The sequence below is a fragment of the Nonomuraea sp. NPDC005692 genome (assembly GCF_040631115.1).
In the GTDB taxonomy this organism is placed as follows: Bacteria; Actinomycetota; Actinomycetes; order Streptosporangiales; family Streptosporangiaceae; genus Nonomuraea.
In genome coordinates, this window is record NZ_JBEXYU010000005.1 from 349,533 (window position 1) to 366,721 (window position 17,189).

The window sequence follows — 17,189 nt, forward strand, 5'->3', positions numbered from 1 at the left end:
CCGTGGGGACGTGTCGGTCTTGTACGTGCCGTACCACCTCGACGAGCACCAGCCGGATCTCAACGTGCCGCTGCCCGATGGCGTGCCCGTCGCCGAATTCGCCGTGGAGCTGCCCGGCGAGGACGTCTGGTCCCGCCTCGGGCGGCTCTATGACGCCGTCGCCGCCACCGTCGAGCGGACCGTGCGGGCGGGAGAGAGGCCCGTCGTGGTCTCCGGCGACTGCACGGTGTCGATCGGCATGGCGGCGGGCCTGCAACGGGCCGGGCTCGACCCCTCGATCGTCTGGATCGACGCCCACGGCGACCTCCAGACGCTGGAGACGACCACGTCCGGCTACCTCGGCGGCATGGCGCTGCGCTTCCTGCTCGGCTACCGCCCCCGCGACGTGGCCGACCGCCTGGCCCTGCGCCCGCCGCCGGAGGACCGCGTGCTGCTCGTCGACGCGCGCGACCTCGACCCGCCCGAGGCGGGCTACCTGGCGTCCTCGGGCGTGACCCGGTCGAGCCTCGACGAGGTGACGCCCGAGACCCTGCCTCCTGGGCCGCTGCTGCTCAACCTCGACCTGGACGTCCTCGACCCGTCCCGCCTGCCCGGCCTGCGTTACCCGGCGGCCGGCGGGCCCGACGTCCCGGCCCTGCTGCGGGCCGTGCGGGTGGTGCTGGACAGCGGCCGGCTCGCCGCGCTCAACCTCGCCTGCACGTGGCATCCGGGCCGGGACGATCCCGGCGGCGTCCGCGAGCACCTGGTGGCGACGATCCTGGCCGGCCTGCGGGACTGATCCTTCCCGCAGGCCGCGGCTCTCCGCCGGCTCTCGGCCGGCTCTCCGTCAGCCGAACATGCCGGGCACGTAGTCGCCCGCGGGCTGCTGGATGGCGACGTTCACCCGGTTGAAGGTGTTGATCAGGGCGATCAGGCACACCAGCGCCGCGAGCTGCTCCTCGTCGTAGTGCTTGGCGGCGTTCGCCCAGACCTCGTCCGGGACGCCGCCGGCGGCGTCGGCGATGCGGGTGCCCTGTTCGGTCAGCTCCAGCGCGGCCCGCTCGGCCTCGGTGAACACCTTGGCCTCCCGCCAGGCGGCGACCAGGTTGAGCCGGATCTGGGTCTCCCCGGCGTGCGCGGCGTCCTTGGTGTGCATGTCGGTGCAGAAGCCGCAGCCGTTGATCTGGCTGGCCCGGATCTTCACCAGCTCCTGCGTGGCGTGCGGGAGGCTCGAGTCCATGATGACCTTGTTGGTGCTGATCAGGTGCTTCATGACCTTGTTCGCGACCGGGTTCTCGAAGAGGTTCAGACGGGCTTCCATGACGCGCTCCTTGTCGTCGTCGACTGCTTCCACCTCTCGGACGGGGCAGCCGGACGGGATGTGACAGGAACGGATGTGACGTGCGTCTCTCCGGCCGGGGGGGTTGGGTCAGTGCCCTTCATAGCGGGCCGGGCGCTTCTCGCGGAACGCGCGGGTGCCCTCCTTGGCGTCCTCCGAACCGATCACCGGCCAGCCCAGCTCGTCCGACACCTTCAGGGCCTCGGGCTCGGGCATGCCCAGGGTGTCCCGGTACGTCCGCAGGATGGCCTGGACCGCCAGCGGCCCGGAAGCGGCGATGTCCGCCGCCAGCTCCCGGGCCGTCGCCAGCGCCCGCCCGTCCGGCACGACCCGGTTGACCAGCCCCATCGACAGGGCCTCGGCGGCGGTCACGGAACGGCCGGTGAGCAGCAGGTCCATGGCGTGGCAGTACGGGATCTGGCGGGGCAGCCGGACCGCGCAGCCGCCCATGGGGAAGAGCGCACGTTTGGCCTCGAACAGCCCCAGGGTGGCCGATTCCGCCACCACCCGCAGGTCCGTCCCGACCAGCAGCTCCGTGCCGCCGGCGACCGCGTACCCCTCGACAGCGCTGATGATCGGCTTTGTCGGCAAGTCCTCCCTTAAAAGCCCTTTCCAGTGAAAATTCGGGATCTGGGCGGCTCTTGCTTGCACGTCTGGATCGGTCGAGGGTTGGCCCATGGCCTTGAGGTCGGCCCCGGCGCAGAACGTGCCCTCCGCCCCGGTCAGGATCGCGACCCGGATCGAGGGCTCGGCCGACGCGTACGCCCACGCCGAGGCCAGCCCGATCAGCATGTCCGAGGAGAGGGCGTTGCGGGCCTCCGGCCGGTTCATCGTGACGGTCAGGACGTGGCCGTCGCGTTCCACCCGGCAGTGCGGGGTGCTGATCGGCAGAAGCTCCATGTGCGCCTCCCAAGTCCCAGAAGCTACAGAATCAAGCGCTTGCTACGAACTTTACCCGCGGGATACGCTCCCCACAGCAAACGAGAACAAGTTCCTGTTTTGCTACGCCTGAGCTGAGGAGATCAGATGGGCACGCTCGGTTTCTGGAGGCTGGCGCAGGCGGATCCCGAGTGGATCGCGGCCGTCGACCCCGACGGCACGGAGCACCGCGCGGGTGACCTCCTGGCCCGTTCGAACCGCCTCGTCCACGGGTTACGCGAGCTCGGCCTGGAGCCGGGCGACGGAATCTGCGGCCTGGCCCCGAACGGCGCGGACGGCCTCGTCCTCTATCTGGCCGCGCTCCAGGCCGGCTGGTACTACACGCCGATCAACTGGCACCTCACCGGCCCGGAGATCGGCTACATCGTGTCCGACAGCGAGGCCAAGGCGTTCTTCGTCCACCCCCGCTTCCTCCAGGAGGGCGCCAGGGGAGCCGAGGCGATCGAGCCGCACCGCCGCTTCCTCCTCGGGGACGGCGGCCAGGACGGCTTCCGCCCGGCGAGCGAGCTGACCGCCGGGCAACCGGACACCGCGCCGCCCGGCCGCACGGCCGGCGCCACCATGCACTACACCTCGGGCACCACCGGCCGGCCCAAGGGCGTCAGGCGCACGCTGAGCGGCCTCGACCCCGACGACGGCGCCGAGCTGATGACCTTCCTGCTCGGCCTGTTCGGCATCACGGCCGGACCGCCCAACGCGCACCTGGTCACCTCGCCCAGCTACCACACGGCCGTCACCCAGTTCGGCGGCAGCGCCCTGCACATGGGCCACACCCTCGTCTACATGGACAGATGGGACGCCGAGGAGACGCTCCGGCTGTGCGAGCGCTACCGCGTCACCAACTCCCACATGGTCCCCACGCACTTCAAGCGTCTGCTCGCGCTCCCCGAGGCCACCAGGGCCAAGTACGACCTGTCCTCGCTCAGGTGGATGATCCACGCCGCCGCCCCCTGCCCGGTCCCGGTCAAATGGGCGATGTTCGAGTGGTGGGGTGACTGCATCTACGAGTACTACGCGGCCACCGAGGGCGGCGGCACCCTGGCCACGCCCGAGGGCTGGAAGACGCACCCGGGCACGGTCGGCTCCGCCTGGCCGATCAGCGAGCTGCTGATCGCCGACGACCAGGGCGAACCCGTACCGACCGGCACGCCCGGGACGATCTACATGAAGATGATGGGCGTGCCCTTCGAGTACAAGGGCGACCCCGCCAAGACCGCCGCGAACCGGCTCAAGGACTACTTCACGGTCGGCGACATCGGATACCTGGACGAGGACGGCTTCCTCTTCCTCTGCGACCGCAAGGCCGACATGATCATCTCCGGCGGGACGAACATCTACCCGGCCGAGATCGAGAACGAGCTCATGATCCACCCCAAGGTCGCGGACGTGGCCGTGTTCGGCATCCCGGACGACGACTGGGGCGAGCAGATCAAGGCCGTCGTCGAGCCCGCGCCGGGCGTCGCGCCGGGGCCCGAGCTCGCGGCCGAGCTGATCGCCTCGCTGGAGGGCCGCCTGGCCCGGATGAAGTGGCCCAAGAGCGTCGACTTCATCGCGGAGATGCCCCGGGAGCCCAACGGCAAGCTGCTCAAGCGCAAGCTCCGCGCACCGTACTGGGAGGGCCACGACCGTGCCATCTGACGATCCGCTGGTCGCCCAGCACGTCCTGGAGTTCCCCGGCGGCTACACCCGGACGACCGGGCCGGTGATCGGGCGCTTCCTCACCGAGTTACGCGGCCGCCGCATCGTCGGAGTGCGCACGAAAGAGGGCAAGGTGCTCGTGCCGCCCCTCGAATACGACCCCGCCACCGGCGACCCCGTCACCTCCGAGTACGTCGAGGTCGGCCCGGCCGGCACGGTGACCTCCTGGGCCTGGGTGCCCGAGCCCCTGGAGAACCACCCGCTCGACCAGCCTTTCGCCTGGGCCACGATCCTGCTGGACGGCGCCGACACCGCGCTCGTGCACGCCGTCGCCGCCGACGGCCCCAAGGCGCTGTCGAAGGGCTCCCGGGTCTGGCCGGTGTGGCGCGACCGGCCCACGGGCCACATCACCGACATCTCCCACTTCGCGCCCGAGGTCACGAAGATCGTGTCCAACGTGCGGGCCGAGTACCGCCTCCAGGCGGGCGGCTCGCTTCGCGTCTTCCTGGAGGGCGTCGAGCGTGGCGTCTTCCTCGGCGGACGTTGCGAGCGGTGCGACCAGGTGTACGTGCCCTACCGGATGTCCTGCCCCCAGTGCGGAGGTCTCATCCCGGAGACGCTCGAACTGCCCGACACCGGGACGATCACCACGTTCGCCATCAACAACCTGCCGGATCCGCGCGCGCCGGAAGTGCCGTTCGTCTCCGCCTACATCCTGCTCGACAACGCCGACATCCCCATGATCGCCCTGATCGGCGACGTACCCGCGCACGAGGTGCGCCAGGGCATGCGGGTCAGGGCCGTCTGGGTCCCCGAGGAGGAGCGGAGCAAGTCCATGGCGAACATCCGCTGGTTCGCCCCCACCGGCGAGCCCGACGTGGAGCTGTCATGAGAGAGGTCGCGATCGTCGCGTTCGCGCAGACCGTCCACACCGACCACGACACCGGGCTCACCGAGCCCGAGCTGATCCTGCCCGTGATCAGCGAGGTCAAGGAGCGGACCGGGCTGACCAGGTTCGGCTTCACCTGCTCGGGGAGCTGCGACTACCTGGCCGGGGCGCCGTTCTCGTTCGTCAGCGCCCTGGACGCGCTCGGCGCCTGGCCGCCCGTCTCCGAGAGCCACGTCGAGATGGACGGCGCCTGGGCCCTGTACGAGGCGTGGGTCCGCCTCCAGCACGGCGACATCGACTCCGCCCTGGTCTACGGCTTCGGCAAGTCGTCGCTCGGCGACCTGCGCACCATCATGACCCTCCAGCTCGACCCCTACTACCTGGAACCCCTCGGCCTCGACCAGCTCTCCCTGGCCGCACTCCAGGCGAACGCGCTCGACGCGGACAGGAAGCAGCTCGACGAGATCGTCCGCAGATCCAGGGCGGACGGCAGGAGCAATCCGTACGCGCTCGACCTGCCCGAACCGGACGGCGAGGAGATCGCGGTCGAACCCCTCAGGAAGACGGACGTGCCTCCCGTCACGGACGGCGCGGCGGCGATCGTGCTGGCCACGGCGGAACTGGCCGGACGGCTCACCAGCCGCCCCGCGTTCGTCAGGGGCATCGCCCACCGCATCGAGCCCCACTACCTGGGCATGCGGGACCTGGCCCGGTCGGCCTCCGCGGCCGACGCCGCACGGGCCGCCGGGGTCGGCAAGGGCCCGGTCGAGGTGGCCGAGCTGCACGCCCAGTTCCCGCACGAGGAGCTCATCCTGCGCGAGGCGCTCGAACTGGGCGGCGACACGGTGATCAACCCGTCCGGCGGCCCGCTCGCCGCCAACCCCGTCATGGCCACGGGGCTCATCCGCATCGGCGAGGCCGCGCGGCGCATCCTCGACGGCGGCGCGAGCCGCACCGTCGGGCACGCCGCCGGCGGCCCCTGCCTGCAGCACAACCTCGTCACGGTCCTGGAGGCGTGAATCATGGGCAACCGGTGCGCGGTGATCGGGGTCGGGCAGACGCACTACACCACCAAGCGCAGGGACGTCTCCATCGCGGGCCTGGTCCGCGAGGCGGCGCTGCGGGCCCTGGAGGACGCCGGGCTGACGTTCAAGGACATCGACGCCGTCGTGGTCGGCAAGGCGCCCGACCTGTTCGAGGGCGTGATGATGCCCGAGGCGTACCTGGCCGACGCGCTCGGCGCGGCGGGCAAGCCGATGATGCGGGTGCACACCGCCGGCAGCGTCGGCGGCTCGACGGCGCTGGTCGGCGCGAGCCTGATCCAGGGCGGCGTGCACGATCGGGTGCTGGTGGTGGCCTTCGAGAAGCAGTCGGAGTCCAACGCCACCTGGGCGCTGTCCACGCACCTGCCCTTCAGCGCGTCGCTCGTGGTCGGCGCGGGCGGCTACTTCGCGCCGCACATCCGCGAGTACATGCGCAGGTCCGGCGCGCCCGGCCACATCGGCACGCTGGTCGCCGTCAAGGACCGGCTCAACGCGCTGAAGAACCCCTACGCCCACCTCAGGATCCCCGGCATCGACCAGAAGATGGTCGAGTCCACGCCGATGCTCTGGGAGCCGATCCGCTACCTGGAGACCTGCCCGTCCAGCGACGGCGCGTGCGCGATGGTCCTGGCCGCCGAGCACAAGGTCACCGGCACCCCCGCCTGGGTGCACGGCACCGCCATGCGCTCGGAGCCCATCTTCCGGGCCGGCCGCGACACCGTCAGCCCCCAGGGCGGCAAGGACTGCGCCGCCGACGTCTACCGCCAGGCCGGCGTCACCGACCCGCGCCGCCAGATCGACGTGGCCGAGGTGTACGTGCCCTTCTCCTGGTACGAGCCGATGTGGCTGGAGAACCTGGGATTCGCGGCGGAAGGCGAGGGCTGGAAGCTGACCGAGTCCGGCGCCACGGCCCTCGACGGCGACATCCCGTGGAACGCCTCCGGCGGCGTGCTGTCGAGCAACCCGATCGGGGCCTCGGGGCTGATCAGGTTCGCCGAGGCCGCGCTCCAGGTGCGCGGCCAGGCCGGCGAGCACCAGGTGGACGGCGCCCGCACGGCGCTCGGCCACGCCTACGGCGGCGGAGCCCAGTTCTTCGCGATGTGGATCGTCGGACGGGAGAGACCCTGATGGAGTTCAACCACGCGGACCTGTTCGAGGCACTCGCCGACGCGATCGGCGACCGCACCGCCGTCATCTGCGGCGACCGTCGGCGCACCTACGCCGAGCTGGACGCCGAGGCCAACCGGCTCGCCCACTACCTCGCCGACCTGGGCGTACGGCCGGGCCAGCACGTCGGGCTGCACCTGTACAACGGCGTGGAGTACCTGGCCGGGCTGCTGGCCGCGCTCAAGATCCGGGCCGTGCCGATCAACGTCAACTACCGGTACGTCGAGGCCGAGCTGCTCTACCTCTACCAGGACGCCGACCTGCGCGCGCTGGTCTACGACGTCGAGTTCGACCCCCGCGTGGCCGCCGTCGCGCACCAGGCGCCGCTGCTGGAGCACCTGATCGCGGTCGGCGGCGAGTCGTCGATCGCCTCGGCGGTGCCGTACGAGGCGGCGCTGGAGCGCGGCAGGCCGGAACGCGGCTTCGCCCCGCGCACCGGCCAGGACGTCTACATCATCTACACCGGCGGCACCACCGGCATGCCCAAGGGCGCGATGTGGCACGTCGAGGACCTGTTCATGGCCTTCGGCGGCGGCAACCCGTACGGCGACCCGCGCACCACCCCGCAGGAGGTCGTAGACGAGGCCGTCAAGGCCACCCCCATGATCATGATGGCCACCTCGCCGCTCATGCACGGCGCCGCGCAGATGGCCACCTTCATCAGCTGGTGGGCGGGCGGGACGATGGTGCTCGTCCCCAAGTTCGAGGCCGGCGAGGTGTGGCGGGCGGTCGAGCGCGAGCGCGTGCTCACCATGAGCATCACGGGCGACGCCATGGCCAGGCCGCTGGCCGAGGCGCTGGAGACGGGCACGTACGACCTGTCGTCGCTGTTCGTCGTCAGCTCGACCGGCGCGATCCTGAGCGGCGCGGTCCGCGACCGGCTCCAGGGCCTGCTGCCCGACGTCATGATCGTGGACAGCTTCGGCTCGACGGAGTCCGGCTACACCGCCTCCGCGCTGCCCGGCTCCACGCCCGAGACCGGGCTGCGCTACCAGCCCAACCCGTCGGCCAGGATCAGCGTCCTGGACGAGCGGGGACGTCCCGTTCCGCCAGGTTCGGGGCAGATGGGGACGGTGGCCAGGTCCGGGCGGGTGGCGTTCGGCTACTACAACGACCCGGACAAGTCGGCGCGCACGTTCGTCACCGACCCCGACGGCACCCGCTGGCTGCTCACCGGCGACCTGGCGACCGTGGACGCCGACGGCACCGTGCACGTGTTCGGCCGCGGCTCGCAGTGCATCAACACCGGCGGCGAGAAGGTGTTCCCCGAGGAGGTCGAGGCCGTGCTCAAGGGCCATCCGGCGGTGTTCGACGCGGTGGTGACCGGCGTGCCGGACGACCGGTGGGGGAGCAGGGTGGCGGCCGTGGTCGAGCCGCGTCCCGGTGTCGAGGTGACCGCCGCCGAGCTGGACGCCCACTGCCGGGCGTCGTTGTCGGGGTACAAGGTGCCGCGTTCGTACGCGTTCGTGAAGGAGATGGTGCGCTCGCCCGCCGGCAAGGCCGACTACCGCTGGGCCAGGGAAACCGCCGAGGCCGCCACCACCTGACCACCCTCAACGCACTCCTGCCCGGCGTCCTCGCGCCGCCCCGGGGGCTAGGTCGTGCGTAGCTCGGCTTCCACCTGGGCCGCCTCTTCGCGTCTGCCGGACTTCTCCAGCAGCCGCAGCCGGCCGCGCAGCACGTCGCGTAGCAACTCGGTGAGCTCGCCGGTCCCGCGGTTCGCGCCGTCCGCGCCGGTGCCGCCGGTGGTCAGGAGGCCGCGCAGCAGGCCGTGCGCGACCCGGAGGGCGGTGTCGGCCGCGTCGTCCCTGCCCAGCTCCTGCTGGCAGAAGCCGAGCCGGGCGTGGGCGACGGCGGCGGCCGGCTCGTCGTCAATGACCTGGGCGCCCCGATGGAAGACCAGGCTCGCCTCCAGCGCCCGGCCCGACTCCATCAGCGCGTCGCCCAGCATGAGCATGGCGCGGGACAGGACGCCGCCGAGCAGGGGGTTCGCGGGGGCATGGCGTTCGAGCGCGGCGACGGCCTCGCGCAGCGGCCCCACCGCCGCCGCCGGCTGCTCGCGCAGCCGGAGCGCGGCGGCCAGCGTCAGCCCGGCGCCCGCCCGGCTGACGTGCAGCGCCTCGGCGTTCATGCCCGTGGTCAGCAGCTCGTCGTAGATCGCGATGGCCTCGCGGGCCCGCTGCTCGGCCTCCGCCGCCGCGCCGGGCCGCAGCAGGGGCAGCAGCTCCGAGCTCTGTGCGAGCGAATCGGCCAGGATCGCCCGGTACGTCAGCTCGCCCGGCGCCCGCCTGGCCAGCCGGATCAGCTCCTCGGCCAGCGCACCCGCCTCCCGCGCCTCGCCCAGCATCATGTGGCACCTGACCAAGCGCTGGGTGGCCAGGGCATGCCTGAGCGTGCGCGGCGGAAGGCCGGTGACGGCGATCCTGGCGTACTCGGCGGCCTCCTCGGGACGCCCGGCGGCCAGCAGGTCGTCGGCGACCGTCCCGGCCACCTCGGCCGCCGCCGCGGGCCGGGCCAGCCGGACGTGCAGCCGCATGGCCTCCACCAGGTGGGCCAGCGCCTCCTGCGTCCTGCCCGACGCGCGCAGCACCTGCCCGCGCACCTGGATCGCCTGCGCGCGCACGCCGAGCAGCCCGGCCTCGCCGCCCCGCGCCTCCGCGGCGCGTTCCTGCTCGGCCAGCGACCAGGTCACCGCCTCCAGCGCGGCCTGCGGACGGTCGAGAACGGCCAGGGCCGCGCCGAGCTGGGCGTACGTGACGGCGGCGACGGCGGGCTCGTCCAGCTCGTCGCAGAGGTCGGCGGCGCGTTCGGAGTGGGCCAGCGCCTCCACCGGCCGACCGGCCTCCAACAGCCTGACCGCGTACCTGTTCAGCGTCTCGGCCAGCGCCCTCCCGTCCTCGGACAACAGGTCCACGGCCTGCTCGAGGACGGTCAGGTCGGCGTCGCCGAGCGCGGCCAGCGCCAGGCCCAGGGTGTGCCGGTGGCGGGCGTCGAACGCGGCCAGGCCCTTGTGGACGCGTACGGCCGGAGCCGCCGTCGCGCCGCTGAGCATGAGGCAGCGGCCGAACCGCTCGTGGAGCAGCGGGTTCTCGCTGACCGGGGCCTCGCGCTCCAACGCCTCGGCGAACGCCGTCAGCAGCGGCAGCAGCCTGGCGGCCGTCCTGGGGGTGGCCGCGCGCAGATGGGCGGACAGCTCGTCCACGACCGTGGTGAGCACGTCGGGGTGGGGCAGCGGGCGTACCCGAAGGATCTGGGCGTACAGGTCGGTTCCGGCGGACGGGCCGTGACCGGTCACGCGGAGCCGGGCCAGGCGGGCCAGCGCTCGTACGTGCACGCCGGCCAGGTCCCGGGTGAGCGGGCCCTCCTCGGACATCAGGGCGATCCCCTTGGCCAGCTCGGCGGCGGCGAGGTCGCGTTCGTCCAGGTCGGCGTGGCACAGGCCGCTGAGCTCCAGGCAGGTGGCGGTGAGCAGACGGGTGCGCTCGGGCGGCTCGGGCACGAGGATGTCCAGCGCGCGGGTGACCGATTGGAGCGCTCCTGACAGGTTCCCGGCGGCCAGCCGGAGGCCCGCGTGCAGACGCAGCGCCCCCGCCAGCACGACCGGGGGCTCCAGCCGCTCGGCCACCAGCCCCTCGCACACCGCGACCAGCCGCTCCGCCTCGCCGTCGGCGGCCTCCAGGCGACCCGTGGCCTCCAACGCCACGACCTCCAGGGTGAGCAGCTTGGCCAGCTCCTGCTGCACCACGAAGCTGACCTCAGCCTGCGGCCCGCACGCCTCGACGGCAGCCCGAAGGTACGGCACCGCCTCCCGATACCGCCCCAGCCCCACCAACGCCCGCCCAACCGCCCCCACCACCGCCCCACCCACGACCGCGCCACCCAACATCCCCCCACCGACTCCACCCCCCTCCGCGCCCGCGCCGCCCGCGTGTCGTAGCAGGTCGGCGGCCTGGGTTGCGAGGAGGAGCCCGTCGCGGGCGCGTCCTGTTTCGGCCCAGGCGCGTGCCAGTGCGGCCTGTGCGGCGGCGTACGCTTGCACCCGCTCGGCTTGCGGCCGGTTCACGGTCTGTGGTCCGTTCGCGGTCTGTGGTCCGTTTGGGAATTGCGGCCCTTCCGCGGCCTCAGGCCGTCCTGCCACCTGTGGCCCTTTCACGCCATGTGCCTCTCTGACGCCCGCAGGCCCACCGGCGCCCTGCGGCTCTCCTGCGACGCCAGGCCCTGCCGCGACCTGCGGTCCTTCCAGGCCCACAGGCCCGTTCGCGGGTACAGGCCCGTCAGCGGCCTCCAGGGCGGCGCGGCGGTCGGCGAGGTTTCGTTCGGCTCTGGCCACGTCGGGTGGCGGGGTGATCAGGGCTGTCATCCAGGGCTGTTCGGGTTCTCCGGCGGCGGCGGGGCCGGTCGTCGACTCCTGCCAGGCTCGGATCTCCTCCCGATGTCGCCGGTAGGACGCGTCTTCGGCGCTCAGGGCGTCGTACAGACCGGCCGCTGCCTCCAGGTGGGCTCGGGCGTCGGCGGGGCGGTCGAGTTCGGCCAGGCACAGAGCGAGCAGGTGCCTGGAGCGGGCCTTGGCGGCTGTGTGCCGTTCGTCCAGTTCGGCGGCGAGGATCGCGGCGTCCTGGAGCGGGTCGAGCGCCTCGCGGGGGCGCGCGTCGGTCAGCAGCAGTTCGCCCAGGTCGAGGAGCTGGGCGGTCAGGGCCGGGCGGTGCTCGTCGGGTTCGAGCGCGACCAACGAGCGCAGGTTCCGCACCGCCTCGGTGGCGAACCGCTCGGCCGGGTCCAGGTCGTCCAGCTCGCGGTGGAGCCTGGCCAGCAGGCTCGCGGCCTCGGCCAGCATCAGCCGCAGGCCGGGCTCCTCGCCCGCCAGGCCGCGCAGCCGTACGACGGCCTCTGCGGCAGGGGCGACGGCCTCGGCCGCCCTGCCGTGTTCGCCGAGCCACCTGGCCAGCAGGCACAACCGCTGAGCCAGATCCCTGTCGGTCGGCGCCGCGCCCGCCACTGCGGCGGTGGCCGCCACGGCAAGACAGGCGGCCAACTCGGGCAACGCCCCGGGCTCGGGACCAGGGTCGGGGGCAGCGAATGGCGGGACAGGCGCGGGCGCCCGCCTGACGACGCCCGGAATGGCGGGCGGTCCGGCGTCTGGGGTGGTGGCCGGTCTGGAGACGTGGGGCAAGGGGGAGGGTCCGGCGCTGGGCATGGTGGGCTGTCCGGCGCCGGGTGTGGCGGCCTGTTCGAGGCTGGGGGACGGGGCTTGTCCGGTGGTGGGCGCTGGGGGAGTGGGGGTGGCTGGAGAGGTGTTCGCGGTGAGGATGTCGGTCAGGGTCGTGGCGATCTCGACGGTGCCGCCCGCCGCCGCGAACGCCTCCACCGCCTCGGCCGTCCGCCCCGAGTCCAGCAGCGCGCACGCCAGGTTGTGGTACGCCTGCCCAGCCCGTCCCGCGTACCGGGGGTCGTCCTCGGCCAGGATGCGGAACCGGGTCGCCGCCTCCTGGGCGGGCCTGAGCGCGCTGCCGGACTCGCCCGCCAGCAGCAGGCACGCCCCCAGGACGAACAGCGCCTCCGCCTGACCGGCCGCCTCCTCGTACGGGGGAGCGGCCGCGAAGATCTCCACGGCCTCGGCGGCGGCCACCACCGCCTCGCCCACCCGGCCCACGGCCGACAACCGGGACGACAACCGGGCCAGCGCCCTCGCCAGAGCCGTCCGCCTGCCACCTGCACGGAAGTGCCGTACGGCCAGCTCGGCCAGCGTCACCTCAAGAGCCCGCAGCCCGAGCGGCGGCTCGGCCCGGGAAGCGCCCCATGAATCCGCCCGGGAATCCGCCTGCGCATCCATGCGCGGCTCCGCCTGCGGTCCGCGGGGCAGCGCGGCCACCGCCGCGATCGTCGCCCGGTCGGCCGGCAGCTGCGTGAGCGCGGCGTTGAGCAGGTCGCCGAGCCGGGTGGCGGGGTTCGCCGCCGCCTCCGCGACCAGCGTCCCGATCCTGGACGTCACCAGCGAACGCAGCGCCCGCCCCACCTCCGCCCGCTCCGCGCCCAGGCGGAGCACGTCGAGCAGGCGTGCCAGGTGCCCGGCCGTCCGCCGCTCGTGGTCGTGCACGGCCAGGACCAGCGCGTCCAGGTCCTCGGTCTCGGCGAGCGCCTGCTCGGCCACCAGGTCCGGCCCGAGCGGGCACAGCCGGTCGACGCCGGGGAAGACGCGTCCCAGCCAGTCGGCGACGACCGCCGCGGCCTGCGGGTCGCCGTGCAGGGCGGGCACGGCCGACAGCAGGCCGGGCAGCTCGGCGGGGGTGGGGGCGGTGAGCGTGAGCAGGGCGACGGACTGCCGGGCGGTGGTCTCGTCCACCTGGTCGCGGCCGGCGGGCCAGACGGTGGCCCACTGGTCGCGTTCGCGGTCGAGGAAGCGGCTGAGCAGCTCCTCGCCGACGGTCACCACCGCGCGCGTCCGGGTCCCGCTCCGGCCGCCGGGACGGAAGGCGTTCCAGGACGTCCCCGGGCGGGGCTCGGGCGCCGTCCGGTAGGGCGGTGCGCCGATCCCGCCGCCCGGCAGGGCCCCCGGGACGGCGGGCGCGGGCAGCACCTCCGACTCGCCGCCGCGCAACCGCAGCAGGGCCGCCAGGTGGACGCGGAGCGGCAGGCCGTACTCGGGGTCGTCCAGGCGTGGGGGCGTGGGGAGCGCGGCCCGGCTCGGCGCGAACGCCTTCATGGCCGTGAACGCGTGCTCGGTGCGCTCGTTCAGGGTGAGCGGATGCTGGTTGAGCTGCACGGTCGTGGTGTTGAGCCGGCGCAGCCAGCCGCCCGCCGCCGTGTCCAGCCGCCGCCACCACTCCGCCTCGCCGGGCTCGCGGGCCAGCAGCAACACCCGTACGCGGGGGTTGTGCCCGTGCTTGGCCAGCCGCCGTACCAGCTCGCCCACCAGCGGAGCGGACGGCTCCGGCGACGCCACGACCACCAGTGAGGGCCGCACCGCCTCCAGCGACACCGCCGCGCGCCTGGACAGGGCGGCGAGCGCGGCGTCCATGGCCAGGAAACCGGCGTCCCAGCCCGCTTCCCGCAGTTCCTCGCACAGCTCCCCGGCCAGCCGGGTACGGCCCGTGCCGCTCCGCCCGGTCACCACCGCGACCGACAGCTCGGCGCGCTCCCCGGCCCAGGCCCGCAGGGCGGCGAGCTGCCCGTCCCGCCCGGAGTACGGCACCACGGCGTGCCGCGGCAGCAGCAGCCGCCAGTCCGGGCAGTCGGACGGCAACGGCTCCCGCGCCGGCGACAGCAGCCCGGACAGGACCACCCGCCCGTCACCGGCGGACACGCCCTCCAGCGAACCCGGCGCAGCCCCGGTCAGCTCGCGGAACCGTTCGTCGCCCAGCAGCACGCCCACGGGCACCGAGTCGAGCCGCCCACGGGCGTGCCCGGCGGCCGAGGCCGTGACGACGGCGGCGACCTGCCCGGCGGGATCGGCCAGCAGCGCGGCCCCGGCCAGGCCCGCCCACACCTCCATGGGAGGCGGCGGGCCGGGCACGTCCATGCCGAGCGTCCGCGACGCCGGGCCCGTGGGGGCGGCGGCGGTTCCGGACAGCACCCGGACGTCCCTGAACCCCGACCGCCGCCGCGCCTGCGGGAACCCCATGGCCAGGCACGGCACGCGTTCCCCGGCCAGGGCGGCCCACCGGACGTGGCCGATGCCCGGCACGTCGGCCCAGGGCGGTCCGGGCACTCGCAGCAGCGCCGCGCCGTGCCCGCGCCAGACCTGTTCGGCCGCCGCCCACCGGGACGACCAGGGCGGGCGCACCTGGCAGGGCGCCCCGGGGTCCACCACGAGGGACGAGGTCAGCACGAGATCCGTGCCGATCACATGGCCGGTCCCGGTCACGCCGACCACGTCGTCGTGCCCCGAGTAGACCTCGACGACTCGTTCGAGGCCGAGGCGGTGCGGTGGCGCGTCCATGGGTCCGCCTAGCTGCTACGTCCCGGCTTTTCGTCCCCCGATCGATCTCACTATCGCATTAAGAGCGGGAAATTTCGCGGCTTGTCATGCCTTCTCGGTTGTGAGCCAGGCGGCCAGCCCGAGGTACACCAGGCCGCTGCCCACGTCGAGCCGCCGCCGCGCCCGTACGGACCCGCGCAGCCGTCCGGCCAGCGTGGACGACAGCAGCGCGTACATGCCGTCGCTGGCCATCCCCAGCACCAGCCACAACCCGCCGAGCATCAGGATCTGCGGTCCCACCGGCCCCGCTGCCGGGACGGTGAACAGCGGCAGGAAGGTCAGGAAGAACACGGCCGTCTTCGGGTTGAGCACGTTGACCACGAACCCCTCCCAGAACAGCCGCCGCCTGGACTGCACCTGTAGCTCGACGACCTCCTCGGACTCCCCGCCGCGCTTCATCAGCTTGCGCAGGCCGAGCCAGAGCAGGTACGCCACGCCCACGTACTTGACGACCGTGAACGCGGTCGCCGAGGCCGCGATCAGCGCGCTGAGGCCGAGGGCCGCCGCGCCGATGTGGACCAGCGAGCCGGTGTGCACGCCCAGCACCGAGACGAACCCGGCCGACCGGCCCTGGGAGACGCTGCGCGTGACGATGTAGAGCACAGCGGGGCCGGGGACCAGCAGCAGTCCCATCGTGGCCACGCAGAACAGCGCGATATGCGTGATGTCCGGCATGTGTTCATCGTAAGGAGGCCGTCAACGGCTTTCCCCGGCGGGCGGCAGGCTCGCGCCGAGCGCTTCGAGCAGGGCGCCGGTGGCCGGCGGGTGTGGCGGCTCGCCGTAGACGGCGGCGTAGACGTGCCTGGTGGAGCCGGGCACCTGGGTGGCCTCGACGTCGGGGTTGCGGTGGGCGGTGAGCGCGAGGCCGGGCAGCACGGTCAGGCCCATGCCGGCCGCCACGAGCGCCTGCACGGCCACGATGTCGTCGCTGGTGAAGGAGATGCGCGGCTCGAACCCGGCCTTGGCGCAGATGTCGAGCAGGTGGCTGCGGCAGCGGTCGCAGCCGGCGATCCAGGGGGAGTCGGCGTGGTCGGCCAGCTCGCCGCCCGGCTCGGGGGAGACCAGGTAGCTGGGGTCGTCGAGGAGGTGGATCAGGTGCAGGCCGGCGTCCTCGGGGGCGGTGTCGTCGTACCGGAACATGACGGCGACGTCGACCCGGCCGGCGCGCAGCAGCCTGAGGGCCTCGGGCGGCTCGGTCTCGGTGAGCTCCAGGCGCAGCCCGGGATGGGCGGCCGCCAGGCGGCGGACGGCGGACGGGATGAACGTGCCGAGCGCCGACGGGAAGGCGGCCAGCCGCACGCGGCCCTCGCGCAGGCCCACGTGGGCGGCCAGCTCCTCCGCCGTGGCGTCGATCCGGCCGATGATGTCGGCCGCGCGGTCGGCCAGCAGCCGGCCCGCCTCCGTCAGCCGGATGCCGCGCCCCACCCGCTGGACGAGCTTGGCGCCGGTCTCGGCCTCCAGCCGGGCCAGGTGGTGGCTGATGGACGGCTGGGAATAGTGGAGCTCCTTGGCGGCCGCGGTGAGCGACCCCTTGCGGGCCACCGCGACGAGGACGCGGAGCCGGGCGACATCGAGCATTCATCAATCGTATCTATCAATAGGCCAGAAGACTTCTGTTGGACCTATCGATCGCCATGGGCCACCGTAGAGAGGGAGGACAAATTGCCACATTTTCCCTAGGGGGACACCGTGAACATGGTCGCGACCACCACCAGGCCAGGGCTCGACGTTCTGGTGTCCGGCATCTCCGAGATCGTGGCCAGGAAGCTCGGCGCCCGCGAGACCGCGTTCGCCGTCGCCGACGTGCTGCGCGACCGGCTGCCCGGCATGGACATCCTCACGCCCGAGGAACGCCTCGGCACGCCCGACCGCTATTCCTCCCATCTGCTGCACGCCCAGGACGAGTTCTCGATCGTGGCCGTCGTGTGGCGTCCCGGCCAGTACACGGTGATCCACGACCATGTGTCCTGGTGCACGTTCGGCATCCTCAGCGGCATCGAGCACGAGACGCTCTACCGCGACATGGGCGACCACCTGGTGGAGATCGGGCGCGCCGACAACCGGCCGGGCGAGGTCAGCGGCTTCGCCCCGCCCGGCGACATCCACATGGTGCTCAACACCAGCGACGAGGTCGGGGTGTCGCTGCACGTGTACGGCGCCGACGTCGGCAAGCTGGGCAGCAGCGTGCGCCGCGTCTACGAGCTGCCGGTGCGCTGACGC

At 73.2% G+C, this 17,189-nt stretch carries 12 protein-coding genes; 7 read left to right on the forward strand and 5 right to left on the reverse strand.

Going from position 1 to position 17,189, the window contains the following annotated elements; all coding sequences use genetic code 11:
• Window positions 1-10: 10 nt before the first annotated feature.
• Window positions 11-778: an arginase family protein gene (locus ABZ459_RS14650; RefSeq protein ID WP_357970405.1), complete on the forward strand. Its 768-nt coding sequence runs from the start codon at window positions 11-13 to the stop codon at window positions 776-778.
• Between the two features lie 48 nt (window positions 779-826).
• Here the strand turns inward: ABZ459_RS14650 and ABZ459_RS14655 are convergent, their stop codons facing one another.
• Window positions 827-1,300, reverse strand: a complete 474-nt coding sequence (locus ABZ459_RS14655; protein ID WP_357970407.1) for a carboxymuconolactone decarboxylase family protein — start codon at window positions 1,298-1,300, stop codon at window positions 827-829.
• Between the two features lie 108 nt (window positions 1,301-1,408).
• Complete coding sequence (locus ABZ459_RS14660; protein ID WP_357970409.1) at window positions 1,409-2,218, reverse strand: crotonase/enoyl-CoA hydratase family protein; 810 nt, start codon at window positions 2,216-2,218, stop codon at window positions 1,409-1,411.
• Between the two features lie 126 nt (window positions 2,219-2,344).
• Here ABZ459_RS14660 and ABZ459_RS14665 point away from each other — a divergent pair, with 126 nt between their 5' ends.
• The 5 genes from ABZ459_RS14665 to ABZ459_RS14685 are packed head-to-tail and all read left to right on the forward strand — an operon-like array spanning window position 2,345 to window position 8,541.
• Window positions 2,345-3,895, forward strand: a complete 1,551-nt coding sequence (locus ABZ459_RS14665) for an acyl-CoA synthetase (RefSeq protein ID WP_357970412.1) — start codon at window positions 2,345-2,347, stop codon at window positions 3,893-3,895.
• The gene (locus ABZ459_RS14670; RefSeq protein ID WP_357970415.1) at window positions 3,885-4,787 is read left to right on the forward strand and encodes an OB-fold domain-containing protein; all 903 of its coding nucleotides are present in this window, start codon (window positions 3,885-3,887) and stop codon (window positions 4,785-4,787) included. The genes ABZ459_RS14665 and ABZ459_RS14670 overlap by 11 nt, the downstream gene beginning before the upstream one ends.
• Window positions 4,784-5,803, forward strand: a complete 1,020-nt coding sequence (locus ABZ459_RS14675; protein ID WP_357970418.1) for a thiolase domain-containing protein — start codon at window positions 4,784-4,786, stop codon at window positions 5,801-5,803. The genes ABZ459_RS14670 and ABZ459_RS14675 overlap by 4 nt, the downstream gene beginning before the upstream one ends.
• Window positions 5,804-5,806: 3 nt before the next feature.
• Complete coding sequence (locus ABZ459_RS14680) at window positions 5,807-6,955, forward strand: thiolase domain-containing protein (protein ID WP_357970420.1); 1,149 nt, start codon at window positions 5,807-5,809, stop codon at window positions 6,953-6,955.
• A complete protein-coding gene (locus ABZ459_RS14685; RefSeq protein ID WP_357970423.1) occupies window positions 6,955-8,541 on the forward strand; it encodes an acyl-CoA synthetase in 1,587 nt (528 codons plus the stop codon). Before ABZ459_RS14680 ends, ABZ459_RS14685 begins: the two co-directional genes overlap by 1 nt.
• Before the next feature lie 47 nt (window positions 8,542-8,588).
• Here the strand turns inward: ABZ459_RS14685 and ABZ459_RS14690 are convergent, their stop codons facing one another.
• The 3 genes from ABZ459_RS14690 to ABZ459_RS14700 all read right to left on the reverse strand — a co-directional run bounded on the left by ABZ459_RS14690 (window position 8,589) and on the right by ABZ459_RS14700 (window position 16,547).
• The gene (locus tag ABZ459_RS14690) at window positions 8,589-14,930 is read right to left on the reverse strand and encodes a hypothetical protein (RefSeq protein ID WP_357970426.1); all 6,342 of its coding nucleotides are present in this window, start codon (window positions 14,928-14,930) and stop codon (window positions 8,589-8,591) included.
• Between the two features lie 84 nt (window positions 14,931-15,014).
• Window positions 15,015-15,644 (reverse strand): LysE family translocator, encoded by a 630-nt coding sequence (locus tag ABZ459_RS14695; protein ID WP_357970429.1) that lies wholly within the window; start codon window positions 15,642-15,644, stop codon window positions 15,015-15,017.
• 21 nt (window positions 15,645-15,665) lie between these two features.
• Window positions 15,666-16,547 carry a LysR family transcriptional regulator gene (locus ABZ459_RS14700; protein ID WP_357970431.1) on the reverse strand — a complete coding sequence of 294 codons (882 nt, stop codon included), beginning with the start codon at window positions 16,545-16,547 and terminating at the stop codon, window positions 15,666-15,668.
• Between the two features lie 117 nt (window positions 16,548-16,664).
• Here ABZ459_RS14700 and ABZ459_RS14705 point away from each other — a divergent pair, with 117 nt between their 5' ends.
• A complete protein-coding gene (locus ABZ459_RS14705) occupies window positions 16,665-17,186 on the forward strand; it encodes a cysteine dioxygenase family protein (protein WP_357970674.1) in 522 nt (173 codons plus the stop codon).
• Window positions 17,187-17,189: the final 3 nt, after the last annotated feature.